The sequence below is a fragment of the Pseudomonas sp. genome (assembly GCF_046581935.1).
Classification (GTDB): domain Bacteria; phylum Pseudomonadota; class Gammaproteobacteria; order Pseudomonadales; family Pseudomonadaceae; genus Aquipseudomonas.
The window spans coordinates 29,995-46,402 of the sequence record NZ_JAYGFK010000002.1 but is presented as its reverse complement, the minus strand read 5'-3'; the positions used below and the strand labels follow the sequence as shown (position 1 = coordinate 46,402).

Sequence of the window (16,408 nt, the reverse complement as noted above, 5' to 3'; positions counted from 1 at the left end):
ACTACTCGGCGGGGGCGGCCAGCGTTAGGCTGGTGCGCCCCCGTCGTGTAACGGTCTGCTAGCTGGCGCGGCTGATCTGTGCGGGTGTGCGCTGCATCAGCACCTTGCCGGCACGGATCGAAATCAGCGCGTGGCCCTGGCTGCGCAGCATTTCATAGTCGTCAGGCGCGGACAGAATCAGCAAATTCGCCGGACGTCCTACCGCCAATCCATAACGCTCGCCAAGGTTCAGGGTTTTCGCGCTGTGGTCGGTGATGAAGTCCAGGCAGCGCTGCAGGTCGTCGTAACCGAGCATGTGGCAGATGTGCAGGCCGGCTTCGAGAATACGCAGAATGTTGCCGTTACCCAGCGGGTACCAGGGGTCGACGATGGAGTCCTGCGCCAGGCAGACATTCATCCCCGCTCGATCAAGCTCCGCCACGCGGGTCAGGCCACGGCGCTTAGGGAAGCTGTCAAAGCGACCTTGCAGATGGATGCTCTCGGTAGGGCAGGAGATAAAGTTGATCTTCGATTGCTTGAGCAGGCGGAACAGCTTTGAGCAATAAGCGTTGTCGTAAGAGCCCATGGCCGTGGTGTGGCTGGCGGTAACGCGCTCACCCATGCCGCGCACGCGCGCCTCCTCAGCCAGCACTTCAAGAAACCGCGAGTGCGGATCGTCGGTTTCGTCGCAATGCACATCCACCAGGCAGCCGGTGCGCTCGGCCAGGTCCATCAGGAACTTGATCGAGCTAACGCCCTGGTCACGGGTGTTCTCAAAGTGCGGAATGCCGCCAACCACATCGGCGCCGAGGGCTATCGCCTGTTCCATCAACGCGCGGCCGTTGGCGAACGACTCGATACCCTCTTGAGGGAAGGCAACAATCTGCAGGTCGATCAGGTGACGCACCTCTTCGCGCACCTCGACCATCGCCTTGAGCGCGGCGAGCGTCGGGTCGGTCACGTCGACGTGGGTGCGCACGTGCTGAATGCCATGGTCGACCAGCATGTCGATGGTTTTGCGCGCGCGTTGTTTGGTGTCTTCATGGGTGACCAGCGCCTTGCGCTCACCCCAGCGCTCAATCCCTTCAAACAGCGTGCCGCTCATATTCCAGGCGGGTTCGCCGGCGGTGAGGGTGGCGTCGAGGTGAATGTGCGGCTCGATAAAGGGCGCGGTAACCAGATTGCCGGCGGCGTTCAGATCGTTGGCATCGGCAGCGACGAGGGCCGGCTGTTCCGTAATCGCGGCAATGCGCTCGCCGTCCAGTTTTATGCGGTACAGGCCGGGTTGCTTGCGTAGGCGGGCGTTGACGATATTCATCCACTATTCCTTGTACTTCGCGGCGGTGAGAGCCGCCAGATTTGCAGGGCTACGGCGATGTTCAGTCGATCATGCGGGTCGTCGAACGAGCAGCCGGTCAGGGCTTCGATACGTTGTAGGCGATGGCCTAGGGTATTGCGGTGTACGGCCAGACGCTGGGCGGCCAGAGCCAGGTTACCGTTCTCATGGAACCACGCCTCCAGGGTCGGCATCAGCACCGGCTCGTGGCGCGAGTCGTCGCCGATTAGGGCACCGAGTATGTTCTCGACGAAGCGGTCGAGCAGGGTGCGATCACGAATTGCGCCGAGCAATTCAAGCACGCCCAGCTCGTTGAAGCTGCACAGCCCCAGGCGCTCCGGGAATGATTGCGCCGCGACCAAGGCCTGGCGTGCTTCACTCAGGCCGTGGGCATAGCGTTCGGGGCGATGATCGCCGTCGCTTAGGCCGAGAAACAGGCGCAGCGGTGCCAGTTGCTGATTGAGCTGCTCCAGCAGCTTCATCATGGCGCGTCGGTTGCGTTGTTCGTGTTGGCTGTCGTGGGCTGGCAGCAGGGCGATCCAGTGTTCACCTTGGCAGATCGGCGCCAGGGCATCGCCGAGTTCACTCAGGCTCTGTTCCAGTTGGCGTTGCAGTTGCTGGCGGTGGCTTTGCAACTGGCGTTCGGCCTGTTCTGGCGGCTCGACGGTGAACAAACGTTCGCCACCGTCGAGCTTGAACAGGGCAACCTGACGCGGCACCGCCAGCGGCAGACGCAGGTTGTTGGCGCGCTGCAGCAGCACATCCAGCGAGCGATAGTCACCTTCTAATAGCTGTTCCAGCACATGCTGACGTGAGCGGCCGAGCACTTGCTCCTCGACCAGCGCCGTACCGATGGCCTGGGTGACAATGACCATTTTTAACTGGTACGGCTGCTCCAGTAGAGGGATGCCGAGGTGCTCGGCCTCATCTATGACCGAGCGGGGGATGTGCTGGATAAACTCCTCGCCGGTCAGAATGACTAGGCCGGCGACCACTCGCTGGTGGCCTTCACGTACCAGCTGCAGCAGGTTGGCTTCGTTACGCGGGTGGTTGATGCCGGTCACGAAGATCAGTTCGCCGCCCATCACCCAATCGGCAATACCTTCGTTCTCGGCCACGTATGGCCAGCGTACCGGGTTGTCCAGCCCAGCAGCGCCGGCCCGCAGTTGCAGGCTTTGCAGGCCGGGGAGGGCGAGTACGTCGGCCACGCGTAGGCTCATGGGTTAGCTTTGGCCGGCAGTTGACCGCTCAGCGCCCGTTGCACTTCAAACAGCACGATATGGGCAAGTGCACCGACCAGAATGCCAACGATGGGGGCAACCCAGGGTGACAGGTACGCACACACCGCGCCGATCAGGTAGGCACCAAGCCCGGTCCAGTTGAAGGCCGGCAATTGTGCTTCGGCCAGCTTTGGGTAGTGCTGTTTATGGCAGTAGAAATAGTCAGCCATGATTACCCCGCCAATGGGCGGAATGATCGAGCCGAGCAGGATCAGGAATGGAATCAGCATTTCATACATGCCGCCGATTGCCAGCAGGGTGCCGATACCGGCACCGACCAGAGTCACGGTTTTGCGGCGGTCGGTGCGCAGCATGTTGCAGCCGGCAGCGGCGAAGTTGTAGATGGTGTTGTCTTGGGTGGTCCACAGGTTGAGGAACAACATCACCACGGCAGCCATCGACAGGCCTTGCAGTACCAACACTTCAACCACATCAGGTTGTTGGTAAACGATGGCCCCGTAAGCGCCAGCGATGATCATCAGGCCGTTGCCGATGAAGAAGCCGATCAGGCTCGAAAACACCGCTACACGGCCGCTTTTGGCGAAACGGGTCCAGTTGGTGGCTTGGGTTGCGCCGCTGACGAAGGTGCCGAAGACCAGGGTGATGGCCATGCTCAGCGTCATGCTGTCCTTGGGTTCGATGGCCAGCAATGCCGTCCAGCCACCGGCGTCGCGAGTGGCGATCCATAGAGAGCAAACCAGCAGAACCAGCATCGCCGGCACGGCCACGCGTGACAGCAGGTCGAGGCCACGGTAGCCAATAAAGGCGGTGATGCAGAAGCCGAAGCCAAACAGCACCATCAGCGGAATAGTCAGTCCTTCGGGCAGGTCGAGCAGGCGTACCAGCACCAGCGCAATGGTCGCGGTGCCCCAGGCGTACCAGCCAATCTGCGTGAAACCGAGAAGAAAGTCCGACAGTTTGCTCCCCACTTCGCCGAAGCAGAAGCGCCCCATAAGCACCGAGTTGAGCCCGCTACGGCAGGCAATCAGGCCAAGTGCGGCAGCGTACAGACCGAGCAGCAGGTTACCGATCACCGCCGCCCAGAGCAGGGTTTTGAAGTCGAAGGCCATGCCGATTTTGCCGCCAGCGAACATGGTGGCGGTGAAGAAGGTGAAGCCGAACAGCAGAATGGCGGTTGATAGCAGCCCCTTGCGCGCGCCACTTGGCACTTCACTCAGGGGGTAGTCGCTGTCTTGCGGGGCTTGATTCATGTCCATCACTCCAGAGTGGGTAAGAACCTGGTGATAGCAGGCAGCGTGCCAATTTAGATCGCTGGGTAAACTTGGGCGACACGGACAAGGATTGTTGTGCAGTTAGCACAATGAAATGCAGTTTATAGCGGGTTTTTAAGCTTCATTGTTGTAGTAAGTGAACAGTATGGTCTGCGGCGGTGCAGATTGTGCCTGGCCTGCACGCATTTGGCTCAGTTAGTCGCTGAGGCGTGGGCAGTGTCGAAATTAGCGGCAACAGGGGGGCGGTTTTTGTGTGGGGTTGCAGGCGAGAGTCTGGCGTACAAGGAAAACGCCCGATGCTAGGCATCGGGCGCTTTGAGGTCTGGCGTTTATCCAGATAGAGCTAAGCCGAGTCAGGGCTGCAGAAGCCCCTCTCAGACGTACAGCGTTGGGTAGTCGATGTAGCCGACTGGGCCTTGGCCGTAGAAGGTTTCTGGGTGCGGGGTATTCAGTTCGGCGTCCTGTGCCAGGCGGGCTGGCAGGTCTGGGTTGGCGATAAACGGAATACCGAAGGCCACTGCATCGGCCTTGCCTTCAGCCAGCCAGGTATTGGCCTGATCCTTGGTGAAGCGTTCGTTGGCGATAAACACGCCGCCAAAGGCTTGCTTCAGGCTTGGCGACAGGCTGTCGTCGGCCTCCTTCTCACGGGCGCAGATAAAGGCAATGCCACGCTTGCCCAGTTCGCGGGCGACATAGGTGAAGGTTTCGGCGCGGTTGGCGTCGCCCATGTCATGGGAGTCGGCACGTGGTGCCAGGTGCACACCCACGCGGCCAGCGCCCCACACGTCGATGGCGGCATCGGTGACTTCCAGCAGCAGGCGTGCACGGTTTTCCAGGCTACCGCCGTATTGATCCGTACGCTGGTTGGTGCTGCTTTGCAGGAACTGGTCGAGCAGGTAACCGTTGGCACCGTGGATTTCCACGCCATCAAAGCCGGCCGCTTTGGCGTTTTCCGCACCGAGGCGATAGGCCTCGACGACGTCGATGATTTCCTCAGTTTCCAACGCACGCGGGGTTTCGAAGCCTTTCATCGGCCGTACCAGGCTGACGTGGCCGGCTGGCTGGATGGCACTTGGTGCTACCGGCAACTCGCCGTTCAGGTACAGCGGGTCGGAAATGCGCCCAACGTGCCACAGTTGCAGGACGATCTTGCCGCCAGCGGCGTGCACGGCCTTGGTCACATTGCTCCAGCCGCGCACCTGGTCAGCCGACCAAATGCCGGGGGTATCCGGGTAGCCAACGCCCATCGGGGTGACGGCGGTGGCTTCACTGATGATCAGGCCAGCCGAGGCGCGTTGTACGTAGTACTCGGTCATCAGCGCGTTGGGTACGCGGCCTTCATCGGCGCGGCAGCGGGTCAGCGGGGCCATGATGATGCGGTTGTTCAGTTCAAGGTCGCCGATCTTGATCGGGTCAAAAAGCGTAGTCATGGAGCGGTCCTCTCAGGTTATTCGTTGAGTGCAAGTTCAGGTGCAGGGATACGGGTACTAAAGGTCAGCAGGGTGGCGAGTAGCGCCAATATGGCCAGCGCCGCAGCAGCCAGCGGCACGCGGGTGAGGCCGAAGCCTTCGGCAATCACCAGGCCGCCGACCCAGGCACCGAGCGCGTTGCCGAGGTTGAACGCGCCGATATTCAGGGTCGATACCAGGTTCGGTGCGCCACTGCCGAAGGCCACCACGTTGACCTGCAACGCCGGCACGGCAGCGAACGCGGCGATGGCCCAGAGGAACAGCGTAACTTCGGCCGGAACCAGCGCTTGGCTGGTCCAGCTGAACACGCTGGAAACCACCGCCATGGCGACGAACACGCCGAGCAGGGTGGCTTTCAGATTGCGGTCGGCTAGGCGGCCGCCAAGCACGTTACCTAGGGTCAGGCCGAGCCCGATCAGCAGCAGGGTCCAGGTCACGCCGTTGGGTGATACGCCGGTGACGTCGCCAAGTAGCGGGGCAATGTAGGTGAACAGGGCGAACATCGAGGCGGAGAACAGCGCCGTGGTGCTTAGCGCCAGCCACAGGCCGGCACCGCGCAGGGCGCGAACTTCGCTGGCGAAGTCAGCTTTGACTTCATCGGTTTTGTTCGGCAGCACGCGCCATAGGCCGATCAGCGCAATCACGCCGATTAGCGTTACTGCCCAGAAGGTCGAGCGCCAGCCGGCATATTGTCCCAGTGCGGTGCCCAGCGGCACGCCGAGCACATTGGCCAGGGTCAAACCGGTGAACATCAGGGCCACGGCCGAGGCGCGGCGGTTGGCTGGCACCAGGCTGGCGGCAACCACCGAACCAATACCGAAGAACGCGCCATGGCAGAGGGCGGTAACCACCCGCGCCAGCATCAGCATTTGGTAATCACTGGCCAGTGCGCAGAACAGATTGCCGGCGATAAAGATGCTCATCAGCATCAGTAGCGAGGCTTTACGCGGCCAACTGGCGGTGGCTAAAGCCATAAATGGCGCGCCGATGGCCACGCCCAGGGCGTAACCGGTGACCAGCCAGCCGGCACCTGGGATCGATACACCAAGGTCGCCGGCTACTTCTGGCAGCAGGCCCATGATGACGAACTCGGTGGTGCCAATGGCAAAGGCCGACAGAGCAAGAATAAGTAGAGCTGGGGGCATGTCAGCGACTCCTTGAATAGATCGATACGTGTTATGGGCTTACAGCTCGTCGCTGATCAGTCGGACAAATGTTTGGATGACGTCTTCGTTGCGTTTGAAGAAGTTCCACTGGCCGACCTTCTTGCTGCTGATCAAGCCCGCCCGCTGCAAGGTCGCCAGGTGGGCGGAGACTGTCGACTGCGACAGGCCGGTACGTTGGTCGATTTTGCTGGCGCAGACGCCGATTTCCAGCGGGTGGTCCTGGTCGGCGAAGTAGGCCTGAGGGTCTTTCAGCCAGTGCAGGATGTCGCGCCGCACTGGGTGAGCCAGGGCTTTGATTACTTCATCGATGTCGAATGGCATGCGCGGCTTCCCGTGTGTGCTGTCGCTGTATCGCGATGGGGCGAACCTTATATCGGTCGCAGGCGATATACAGATTGTTCGTGACGATAGTCATCATCAGCTGTGCTGATGTGTAAGCTGTCAGGCATGAATTACCTCGCCCATTTACACCTCGGTGGTAACGCGCCGGCGCAACTGCTTGGCAGCCTGTATGGCGACTTCGTCAAAGGGCCGCTGGCCGGGCAATGGCCTGCGGATATTGAGGCAGCAATCCGTCTGCATCGGCGCATCGACGTATTCACGGACAGCCACCCGCTGCAATTGCAGGCGCGGGCGCGCTTTCCTGCCGAGCGGCGGCGCTATTGCGGGATTCTCCTCGACGTGTTTTTCGATCACTGCCTGGCGCTGAACTGGGCCGACTACGCCGCCGAGCCGTTGCCGATTTTCACCGGGCGGGTTTATCAGGTACTCAATAGCGAGCCGCGCCTACCTGAGCGCCTGGCGCTGATTGCGCCACGCATGGCTGCGCAGGACTGGCTAGGCAGTTACCGCGAATTTGCCGTGCTTGAACAGGTGGTCGCGGGGATTGATCGGCGCTTGTCGCGGCCGGGGTTGCTGGCGGGCGGCCTGAATGAACTGGAGCGGTTGTATCAACCGCTGCTGGAGGACTTTCGCCAGTTCTATCCCGAGTTGCAGGCTTTTGTCGCCCGCGAGCAAGGGCTGGCTGGTTAGGCCGCTTGGCTTTCTGCTGGGGACATTGCAGCGTTACCAAACAGCGCCTGGCTGATTGCCTGCTGGGTCGCGCGGGCTAGGGCGTTGCGATTGAACTCTGCGCTGGCAATCGGCATCAGTAGCTGGATCTGTACCTCGGCCAGGTCACTGCCCAGCAAGCGCAGCAGGTGCGAGAGCATGTCGTCATCACCGATAAATGGCGCCACGCTGCAGGGCTGGCCGCCGCGCAGGTAGCGGATGGCCACCGGTTGCACAGGTACGCCGCTGTCGATGGCGCTGCTCAGCAGGCGACCATGAAAGGTGCGCAAGCCGAGGCCGTCGGTGGTGGTGCCTTCAGGGAAGATCAGCAGATTGCGGCCCTGCTGCAGGTGGCGGCCGAGCTGCTGGTTGAGCAGGCTGCTGTCCCCCGAACCACGGCGGATAAACAGGGTGCCAGCCTTGAGCGCCAGCCAGCCGGCCACCGGCCAGGTGCGTACTTCCGCCTTGGACAGAAAGGACAGTGGGGTGAGCATGCCGAGCAGCGGAATATCGGTCCAGGACACATGATTGCTGACCCACAACATGGGCTGACGCGGCAGCTCGCCCTGTACGCTCAGGCGAAATGGGAGCGTGGCGGCCAGGCGGGCGAGAAACCAGCGGGTCAGGCGTTGCCGGGTTGGCATCAGGTCATGCCGTACCAGGCGCTCCAGCAGGGTGATGCCAGCGGCCAGCAGGGTGCCAAGGCTGATCACCGCCAGCAGGCGCAGCAGGCGTAGATATAAACGCAATTTCTTCATTGACCACTCCGGCGAGCCAAAAAGCTTGGTCACATTATGGGTGCATGCAGATTGTGTAGGGTGGCACCGTAGCCACGGCGTTTGTGCGCCACGTAACTCAGCAAACGTTGCTTGGTCAGATCTGTTTGGTGGGTTACGGCGCAACGTACTATGCATCAATTTGCCGTCAGCGGTCCCGCGCCTAACCCACCCTACGGTTTGCCGTCTTCAAGCATCGGTTAAGAGCCCCTGCAACTCAACACCGAACAACGGCACAAGCCGCCGCGATCTCTACAGAGTGCCGGCGCTTGTGCTGTTGTGCTCATGGGCGGTTAAACCGCTGCCTTGAAATGCCGTGCATAGCGCGGGCAAAGCTCGTCGCGCTTGAGCAGGATAAACACGTCGGCTACCTGGAAGTCGCGGTCCCAGCACGGCTCGCCGCAGATCTTCGCGCCCAGGCGCATGTAAGCCTTGAGCAGCGGCGGCATTTCGGCAATCACATTGCTCGGTATATCCAGCGCCGGCAGCGGGGTTTTCGGCTCGGCACGCAGGTGCTCGTTGCACAGGTAGCGCTCGCGCAGGCGCTGCATGATGGCCTGGGCCTGAATGCCGCCGTCCTGCATGGAGATGCTGGCGCAACCCATCAGGTAGCGATAGCCGCCTTCGTTAAGCACTTCGGCCAGCTCGCCCCACAATACGGCGATGGTTGCGCCGTTACGGTAGGCGACGTCAACGCAGGTGCGGCCGATTTCCAGCACTGGCCCTTCGAGGTGCGTGAGGCCGTGCAGGCTAAATTCTTCTTCGCTGTAGAAGCGCCCTAGGCCGGCTGCAGCCTGATGGTCGAGTAAACGGGTGGTGGCGACCAATTCACCGCTGTTGAGATCACGCACGCCGATGTGTTGGCAGTGAATGTCGTAGTCATCCATGTCTAGGCCCAGTTCAGCACCCTTGAGCTGTGCATCGAATTCGGCGCTGAATACGCGAAAGCGCAGGGCCTGAGCTTCGCGCAGGGCAAAAGCGCCGACTAAGCGCTCGGCTTGCAGGCGACGTGCTGGGGTGGTGCGGTCGCGGGTAATTGCCATCTGGGTCATGCCGTCATCTCCATTTCGGCGGTGTGCAAACGCCTGCGCTCGGTTATGTTGCTTTCGCGTTGCCTAACCGTTGTGCGTAGTGTCGTCACGTGGCCTGTTGAGCCGGCTTTTAACTTGCAGCCGGTCGATCTTGTTGGGCAGGCTCAGGCTAGGTAGTGGCGGTGTCACCTCCATGAATCTTTGGTGATGCTTGTGTGACAGTGATTTCAACAACCTCTACAAGGAGTAATGCATGCCCTGGCAACAGTTGTTGAGCCCGCAGAATCGTTTGCCGGTAGCGGGCCTGGAGGCGTGGTACGCCAGCCTGCTTGAACGCATCGGCAACCCAAACCCGTTACAGCTGGCCTTGCTCGGCGGGCGGTTGGCGGCGACGCCGGGGTTGGCGTTTCTCGCCGGTTATCAGGGCGCGCTACGTGCACTCTGGCCTGCGGCCCCTTGGACGCTGGGCGCGTTGTGCGTGACCGAAAACCGCAGCACCCGCCCGGCGGACATGAGCACGCGGATCAGCGCGCTGAGCCTCGATGGTCGCAAGGACTTCGTCACCGCTGCCGAAGCGGCTGACTGGCTGCTGGTTGCCGCACGTGAAGAAGCGCCTGATCAGCCGGTGCATCTGGCCCTGGGCGTGGTGCGCAATGGCGCGCCGGGCGTACGTATCGAGGCGCTGCCGGCTTTGCCGCTGATGCCGGATATCAGCCATGGTCGTCTGCACCTGCAGGGCGCGCATTGCGAACGGCTGCCCGGCGATGGCTGGGATGACTATGTGAAACCCTTCCGCACCTTGGAAGACACCTACGTGCTGGCGGCGCTGGGTGCTTGGCTGTTCGCGGTGGGAGAGGAGTCGACCTGGCCACAGGCTCTGCAGTTACGTCTACTCGGCTTGCTGGCCGGCTGTGCGGAAATGGCGCGGCAATGCCCGAATAGCGTCGCTAGCCATCTGCTGCTGGCTGGGCTGTTCGCCCAGTTCGACAGCCTGCGCGGCGAACTGGACAGCGCCTTTGCTGCCGGTGATAAGCATTGGGCACAGCTGTGGCAACGCGATAAGGGGCTGTTGTCGATTGCCGCCAGTGCGCGCAGTCAGCGTTTACAGAAGGCGCAGGCAGTGCTTGGCATAACTATCTAGTAGCCCGGATGTAATCCGGGATCGGTTGTATAGGCAAAGGATTGCATACGGCTACGGGTTTTCCCGGTGCATGCGTGTTGGCTTGATCCAGATCAGTAAGGCCGGGGCGTTACGTGGCTAAGCTCGCCGGCTTTCGGAGAGGGTCTGCCATGCGACGCGAGCCTATAGTGCTGTTCGATAACGGCAAGCATCAGTGCATGATGTTTGATGATCTGGTCAGCGGTGAGGGCGTGCAGTCCAACCAGTTTCTGATTACCGACCACGAGCAGTACCTGCTGCTTGATCCGGGCGGTGACCTGACCTACACGCCGTTGTCGATGGAGTTGTCCAAGCACATCCCCGTGCAGGACCTGACCTACATCTTCGCCTCGCACCAGGACCCGGACATCATTGCCTCGCTGGACAAGTGGCTGCTGCACACCCGTGCCCGGGTTATCTGCTCCAAGCTGTGGGCGCGTTTTTTACCGCACCTGACGGCCAACTACCTGGCACTCAGCCGGGGTATTAACACCTTTGACCGGATTATCGCGCTGCCCGATCGCGGCCAGTCGTTCACCTTGGGCAAATGCACGCTCAAAGCGGTGCCGGCGCACTTTCTGCATTCGGTGGGCAACTTCCAGCTGTATGACCCTGTGAGTAAGATCCTGTTCTCCGGCGACATGGGCGCATCGCTGGTCGATGACGCGCATCCGGTAACGGACTTCGTCAATCATGTACCGAACATGCTCGGTTTTCATCGACGCTATATGGCCGGTAACAAGGTCTGCCGACTATGGGCAGCGATGGTGCGGGAAATGGATGTGGAGATGATCGTGCCGCAGCACGGGCGGCCTTTTGTCGGCGCGGAAATGATCAATGCCTTCCTCTATTGGATCGAGAACCTGGAGTGCGGCATGGACCTGATGGGCCCTGAGGATTACCGCCTGCCGAAATAGTGGGCGCTAACCTTTCGCGCCAAATCGCCGGATAAACAGGCATGTTCGGCGCTTTTTGTCGTCATCAGGGCCGTGCTAGGGTGCCGCATTCGATCCCGAAGAGATGCCCCCATGTCCTTCATGCTATTTCCCGCACGGCGCTTGCTGCTGGCGTGCGTCTTCGGCTTAGGTTGCACGGCCGCGCAGGCTGAGAACTGGCCTGGCGACGATTGGCAAAGCCGGCTGGCAGCACCTAGTGCCGCACTCAATGAGCTGGAAAGCTACGCCTTCCCCACCCGTGATGACGCGACCCGCAAGGGCGTGCGCACCGATGCCTTGCTGGTGATTCGTGATGGACAGGTGGTTTACGAACGCTATGCCGCGCCCACCACTGCGGCCACTGCGCACCTGACCTGGTCGATGGCCAAGAGTGTGATGGCAACCGTTATGGGTGTGGCCTATGGCGAAGGGCGGTTCCGTCTGGATGCGCCGGTGGCCGAGTATTACCAGCCATTTGCCGCGCACCCGCAGATCAAGGTCGGTCATTTGCTCAACTGGGCATCGGGGTTGGACTGGCAGGAAGATTATGAATACGCACCACTGAAATCTTCAGTGGTGGCGATGCTCTACACCCGTGGCCGCGCTGATATGGCCGCGTTCACTGCGGCGCACACTGCTGATGCCGAACCCGGTGCGCGCTTCCGTTATTCCAGTGGCGACAGCAACGTGCTGGCTGCCGCCTTGAAGAATATGGTCGGCGAAGAGGCCTATGCCGATTACCCGTGGACAGCACTGTTTGACCCGTTGGGCATTAAGACGGCCGTATGGGAGCGCGATGCGGCGGGCACCTTTGTCGGCTCGTCCTATGCCTACATGAGTGCCCGTGACCTGGCGCGCATTGGCCTGCTGATGCAGCACGATGGGCGCTGGGGCGATCAGCAGCTGCTGCCCAAGGCATGGGTCGACTTCAACCGCACGCCATTTGCGAACTACCAGCCGCAGGCTGAAAAACCTGATGAGGCGGTGCCAGGTGGGCAGTGGTGGCTTAATGCGGCGGTGGCTGGCGCGCGCCGGCCATGGCCGGATGCCCCGGAGGACACCCTGGTGGCGTCGGGGCATTGGGGGCAGGGCTTGTATGTGATCGCCAGCGAAAATCTGCTGATCGTGCGTTATGCCGATGACCGCGATGGCAGCTTTGATCGCAATCACTTTCTCAAGCTGGTTCTGGCCGCGTTGTCCCAGGAGGTGCAGCCATGATTCGTCGCCGACCGTTTCTCAGTCTGCTGTTGCTGATTTTGTTGTTTCTCGTTGCACTGGCTTGGCAGAACCGTGTGCACCTGCAGGCGTTTCCAGGCATCGTCGGGGCTTACTCGGCCAAGGAATATTGCTCGTGCCGTTACGTGGCGAATAATCCGGCGGATTACTGCAAGGCCTATGTGACGCTGTACATGCCGCTTTCTGGCTTCTTCGATGATGCAATCAATAAGCGGGTGACCGCGCGTGGTCTGGGCAGTAGCCAAAGTGCGCAGTGGCAGGGGGCGCGGCAGGGTTGCCAGTTGTTACCTGAGGCGGCACCGCTGCCGGATGCCTGAGCCATTGATTGCGCGACTGTCGCTGTGTTCTTACCTGCTGCAAGCGCCTATAACGTGCTTGCTGAGGCCGTAAGCGCTCGGGTGTGGTTGGGTAGGGTTTGCAAGGCTCTGTCGGGCGGCTATGGTGACGCCTCCCGGATTAGCCTGAGATGCATGCCCAGAGTGAACGCCCATGGCCGATAACGTCTTTCCCTGGCGGCGCGGTAACACGCTGACGCTGCTGATCGACGGCCCGCAATTTTTTGGGCAAATGCTGGCGCGTATCAGTGCGGCGCGCGAACAGGTCGAACTGGAACTCTATTTGATAGAAAGCGGGGCTTGCTGCAGCGCCGTGCTGGATGAGCTGTGCGCTGCAGCGCAACGTGGCGTTGCGGTGCGTTGCCTGTTTGATGCGTTTGGTGCGCAAGGGCTGTTGGCGGCTGATCGGCTGCGTCTGTTGGTCTCTGGTGTGCAGGTGCGTTGGTACAACCCCCTGCGCTGGAAGCATGGGCTGAGTAATTTTCACCGTGATCACCGCAAGCTGTTGCTGGTCGATAAGCAGTTTGCTTTTGTTGGCGGTAGTGGTGCGACCGATGACTTTTGGCAGCCAGACCAAGCCAGCAGCGTCTGGCATGAGGTAATGGTGGAGATCGGCGGGCCGCTGGTGGCCGACTGGCAACAGTTATTCGAGCGCCAGTGGCAGGCCGAAAACGCCTGGATTGCCTGGCGACCGCGTATGCCACTGCGCTTGAAGAACCTGCCGAAATTACCCGCCCTGGGGCAGGGTTTGGGGCGAGTAGCGTTTGCCGATGCCTCGCAGCACCGCGATATTCTCTTGTCGCTGGTGCGTGCGTTGCGCGGAGCCAAGCAGCGTATCTGGCTGGCAACGCCTTATTTTCTGCCGACCTGGCGCGTGCGCCGCACCCTGCGCAATGCCGCGAAGCGAGGTGTTGAAGTGCACCTGCTGTTGGCTGGGCAGCATACCGATCATCCGCAGGTGCGCTTTGCTGGCCAGCGTTACTACGCCAGCCTACTTAAAGCCGGCGTGCGTATTTTCGAGTATCAGCCGCGCTTTCTGCATTTAAAGATGGTGCTGGTGGATGAGTGGGTCAGCGTTGGTTCCTGCAACTTCGACCATTGGAACCTGCGCTTCAATCTGGACGCCAATCTGGAAGCGCTGGATCCGTTGTTTACCGCCAGCGTGGCGGCGAGTTTCCAGGCGGACTTTGCCGAGAGTGAGGAAATTACCCTGGCGCATTGGCGTGCGCGACCTTGGTGGCGACGCTTGCAGCAATCGTTGTGGGGGGCTCTGGATCAGTTGCTGGTCAACTTGCTTGATCGTCGACGCTAACCCGCACTTTTGTCGGGTGTGAGGCGTGCGGGGCACGGTTATGCTCGGTCAATAACACTAATAAGGATGCTCTCGATGCGTGGTCTGCCCTGGCTTGCTGTGTTGTTGTCCATTGCCCTGAGCGGTTGCTCGACCCCCGGCGCTTTTTTTGGTGCGACGCAGGGCGAGGCGTTCCGTGAGCATGTGCTCAGTGATGAAAACCATGCCTTGGTCTACCTGTACCGCCCGCAAAGTGACTGGGCTGATCAGGAGCTAGAAGCACCAGCGCTGTTTATCAATAACGGGCAAATCGGAAGTTTGCCGAGCAATGCTTATATGGTGCTGGAGTTCGATATCGCCAGTTATAAACTGGAAATGCGTCGGCCGTTGTTTGGTACGCACTGGACCTTCTTTGCCGATGGCCCGCTGGATTTCACCTTGATCAGCAGCTTCACCCTGGATGCCGAAGCCGGTGGCATTTACTACCTGCGCTATGACGAACTCAACCCGCCAGCGGTCAATGAGCAGGTCCCCAGCCAGGGCAATGGTCCGCTGCAGCTGGTATCTCAGACGGTGGCCTCGACAGAAATCGGCGCTACCCGTGAAATCCAGCCTGCCGAGCAGATTGCCGCCAGCGGTGAGACCGAGCGCATGCAGCGCAGCTTCTGGCGCAAAGTTGGCAAGGCGCTGGACAATATCGGTATCTAAGACGCACGGCTTATAAACCAGTAGCCCGGATGCAATCCGGGAAAGGGTAAGCATCCCCCCGGATTGCATCCGGGCTACCAGTGTCTCGTTTTAAATCAGCTCAACCGCTACGGCTGTTGCCTCGCCGCCACCGATACACAGTGACGCGATACCACGTTTGCCGCCCGTGTTTTTCAGCGCGTTGATCAGGGTCAGGATGATCCGCGATCCTGTGGAGCCAACCGGGTGACCCTGGGCGCAGGCACCGCCGTAGATGTTGACCTTGGCGTGATCCAGGCCGTGTTGGCGCATGGCGAGCATGGTCACCATGGCGAAGGCTTCGTTGATCTCGAACAGGTCGACGTCAGCTTTGTCCCAGCCGGTTTTCTTCAACAGGTTGCTGATTGAGCCAATCGGCGCGATGGTGAATTCGCTCGGGTCTTGGCTTTGTGTGGCGTGGGCGACGATCTTCGCCAGCGGCTTGAGGCCGCGCTGAGCGGCTTCTTCGGCGGTCATCAGGAGCAGGGCCGAAGCACCATCGGAGATCGAGCTAGCGTTAGCTGCGGTGATCGTGCCGTCCTTGCGGAAGGCCGGTTTCAAGCCTGGAATTTTCTCCAGGTTGGCGTTCAACGGCTGTTCATCGTCCTTGACCAGTACATCACCCTTGCGCCCGCTGACCGTGACAGGAACGATTTCCGCGTCCAGCGCGCCGCTGGCGATGGCCGCCAGAGCGCGTTTTAGCGACTCAATGGCATAGGCATCCATGTCTTCGCGGGTGATGCCGTACTGGTCGGCTGTTTCCTGGGCGAAGGAACCCATCAGGCGGCCTGTGCGTGCATCCTCCAGGCCGTCGAGGAACATGTGGTCCTTAATTTCGCCATGGCCCATGCGCAGGCCGGCGCGGGCTTTGGTCATGATGTAGGGCGCGTTGGACATGCTTTCCATGCCACCGGCGATCATCACGTTATTCGTGCCTGCCTTGAGCGAGTCAAAGGCCAGCATCACCGCTTTCATGCCCGAACCGCAGAGCTTGTTGATCGTGGTGCAGCCAGTGGCGGCGGGCAGGCCTGCATTCAGTGAAGCCTGGCGCGCCGGGCCTTGCTTCAAACCAGCGGGCAACACACAGCCCATGATCACTTCCTGCACATCAGCTGGGGCAATGCCGGCACGCTCAACGGCGGCACGAATGGCGGCTGCGCCCAGGTCGACCGCCGCAACGCTCGACAGGCTGCCTTGAAAACCACCCATCGGCGTACGGGCGCCGCTGACGATGACGATATCGGACATCGAGAAACTCCTTAATGTGAGCCAAACAAAGCGAATAACGAGCGGTCGATTCTACTGCGTGACTAAAAGTGTCCAAAGAGTCACGTTTAAAATCATTCTTTGGGCTGATTTGAGTAAGCGCTAAGCGCTCTAGATTTGGCGCATTGATAAAAACCAAAA

The 16,408-nt window shown here is 60.7% G+C and carries 16 protein-coding genes; 7 read left to right on the top strand and 9 right to left on the bottom strand.

Translation table 11 applies throughout. The features are described 5' to 3' along the window. Window positions 1–58: 58 nt before the first annotated feature. The 6 genes from codA to VCA57_RS01700 all read right to left on the bottom strand — a co-directional run bounded on the left by codA (window position 59) and on the right by VCA57_RS01700 (window position 6,783). Window positions 59–1,297: a cytosine deaminase gene (codA, locus tag VCA57_RS01725; RefSeq protein ID WP_411183235.1), complete on the bottom strand. Its 1,239-nt coding sequence runs from the start codon at window positions 1,295–1,297 to the stop codon at window positions 59–61. Beyond that, window positions 1,294–2,535: a PucR family transcriptional regulator gene (locus VCA57_RS01720; RefSeq protein ID WP_411183234.1), complete on the bottom strand. Its 1,242-nt coding sequence runs from the start codon at window positions 2,533–2,535 to the stop codon at window positions 1,294–1,296. The genes codA and VCA57_RS01720 overlap by 4 nt, the downstream gene beginning before the upstream one ends. Then, the gene (gene codB, locus VCA57_RS01715) at window positions 2,532–3,806 is read right to left on the bottom strand and encodes a cytosine permease (protein WP_411183232.1); all 1,275 of its coding nucleotides are present in this window, start codon (window positions 3,804–3,806) and stop codon (window positions 2,532–2,534) included. The genes VCA57_RS01720 and codB overlap by 4 nt, the downstream gene beginning before the upstream one ends. A gap of 395 nt (window positions 3,807–4,201) precedes the next feature. Then, window positions 4,202–5,257, bottom strand: a complete 1,056-nt coding sequence (locus VCA57_RS01710) for an alkene reductase (protein ID WP_411183231.1) — start codon at window positions 5,255–5,257, stop codon at window positions 4,202–4,204. A gap of 17 nt (window positions 5,258–5,274) precedes the next feature. Further along, window positions 5,275–6,441, bottom strand: a complete 1,167-nt coding sequence (locus tag VCA57_RS01705) for an MFS transporter (protein WP_411183230.1) — start codon at window positions 6,439–6,441, stop codon at window positions 5,275–5,277. 39 nt (window positions 6,442–6,480) lie between these two features. Next, window positions 6,481–6,783, bottom strand: coding sequence for an ArsR/SmtB family transcription factor (locus VCA57_RS01700; protein WP_411183229.1), 303 nt, complete (start codon window positions 6,781–6,783; stop codon window positions 6,481–6,483). Window positions 6,784–6,909: 126 nt separating this feature from the next. Between VCA57_RS01700 and VCA57_RS01695 the strand changes: the two genes are divergently transcribed. Continuing rightward, complete coding sequence (locus tag VCA57_RS01695; protein WP_411183228.1) at window positions 6,910–7,494, top strand: ACP phosphodiesterase; 585 nt, start codon at window positions 6,910–6,912, stop codon at window positions 7,492–7,494. Here VCA57_RS01695 and VCA57_RS01690 read toward each other — a convergent pair. Next, complete coding sequence (locus VCA57_RS01690; RefSeq protein ID WP_411183227.1) at window positions 7,491–8,270, bottom strand: lysophospholipid acyltransferase family protein; 780 nt, start codon at window positions 8,268–8,270, stop codon at window positions 7,491–7,493. The genes VCA57_RS01695 and VCA57_RS01690 overlap by 4 nt on opposite strands. Window positions 8,271–8,581: 311 nt before the next feature. Then, a complete protein-coding gene (gene olsB / locus VCA57_RS01685) occupies window positions 8,582–9,340 on the bottom strand; it encodes an L-ornithine N(alpha)-acyltransferase (protein WP_411183226.1) in 759 nt (252 codons plus the stop codon). A 232-nt stretch (window positions 9,341–9,572) separates the two neighbouring features. On the opposite strand from olsB, the gene VCA57_RS01680 reads away from it, so the two are divergent. The 6 genes from VCA57_RS01680 to VCA57_RS01655 all read left to right on the top strand — a co-directional run bounded on the left by VCA57_RS01680 (window position 9,573) and on the right by VCA57_RS01655 (window position 14,983). Continuing rightward, window positions 9,573–10,460, top strand: coding sequence for an acyl-CoA dehydrogenase (locus tag VCA57_RS01680; protein ID WP_411183225.1), 888 nt, complete (start codon window positions 9,573–9,575; stop codon window positions 10,458–10,460). 149 nt (window positions 10,461–10,609) lie between these two features. Further along, window positions 10,610–11,395 (top strand): MBL fold metallo-hydrolase, encoded by a 786-nt coding sequence (locus VCA57_RS01675; RefSeq protein WP_411183224.1) that lies wholly within the window; start codon window positions 10,610–10,612, stop codon window positions 11,393–11,395. Window positions 11,396–11,515: 120 nt separating this feature from the next. Beyond that, a complete protein-coding gene (locus tag VCA57_RS01670) occupies window positions 11,516–12,631 on the top strand; it encodes a serine hydrolase domain-containing protein (protein ID WP_411183307.1) in 1,116 nt (371 codons plus the stop codon). Beyond that, window positions 12,628–12,966, top strand: coding sequence for an amidase (locus VCA57_RS01665; RefSeq protein WP_411183223.1), 339 nt, complete (start codon window positions 12,628–12,630; stop codon window positions 12,964–12,966). Before VCA57_RS01670 ends, VCA57_RS01665 begins: the two co-directional genes overlap by 4 nt. A 172-nt stretch (window positions 12,967–13,138) precedes the next feature. Then, the gene (locus VCA57_RS01660; protein WP_411183222.1) at window positions 13,139–14,296 is read left to right on the top strand and encodes a phospholipase D-like domain-containing protein; all 1,158 of its coding nucleotides are present in this window, start codon (window positions 13,139–13,141) and stop codon (window positions 14,294–14,296) included. Between the two features lie 75 nt (window positions 14,297–14,371). After that, window positions 14,372–14,983, top strand: a complete 612-nt coding sequence (locus tag VCA57_RS01655; RefSeq protein ID WP_411183221.1) for a DUF2846 domain-containing protein — start codon at window positions 14,372–14,374, stop codon at window positions 14,981–14,983. A 90-nt stretch (window positions 14,984–15,073) separates the two neighbouring features. Here the strand turns inward: VCA57_RS01655 and VCA57_RS01650 are convergent, their stop codons facing one another. After that, entirely contained in the window at window positions 15,074–16,249 is a 1,176-nt protein-coding gene (locus VCA57_RS01650; protein ID WP_411183220.1) for a thiolase family protein, read from the bottom strand. Window positions 16,250–16,408 lie beyond the last annotated feature (159 nt).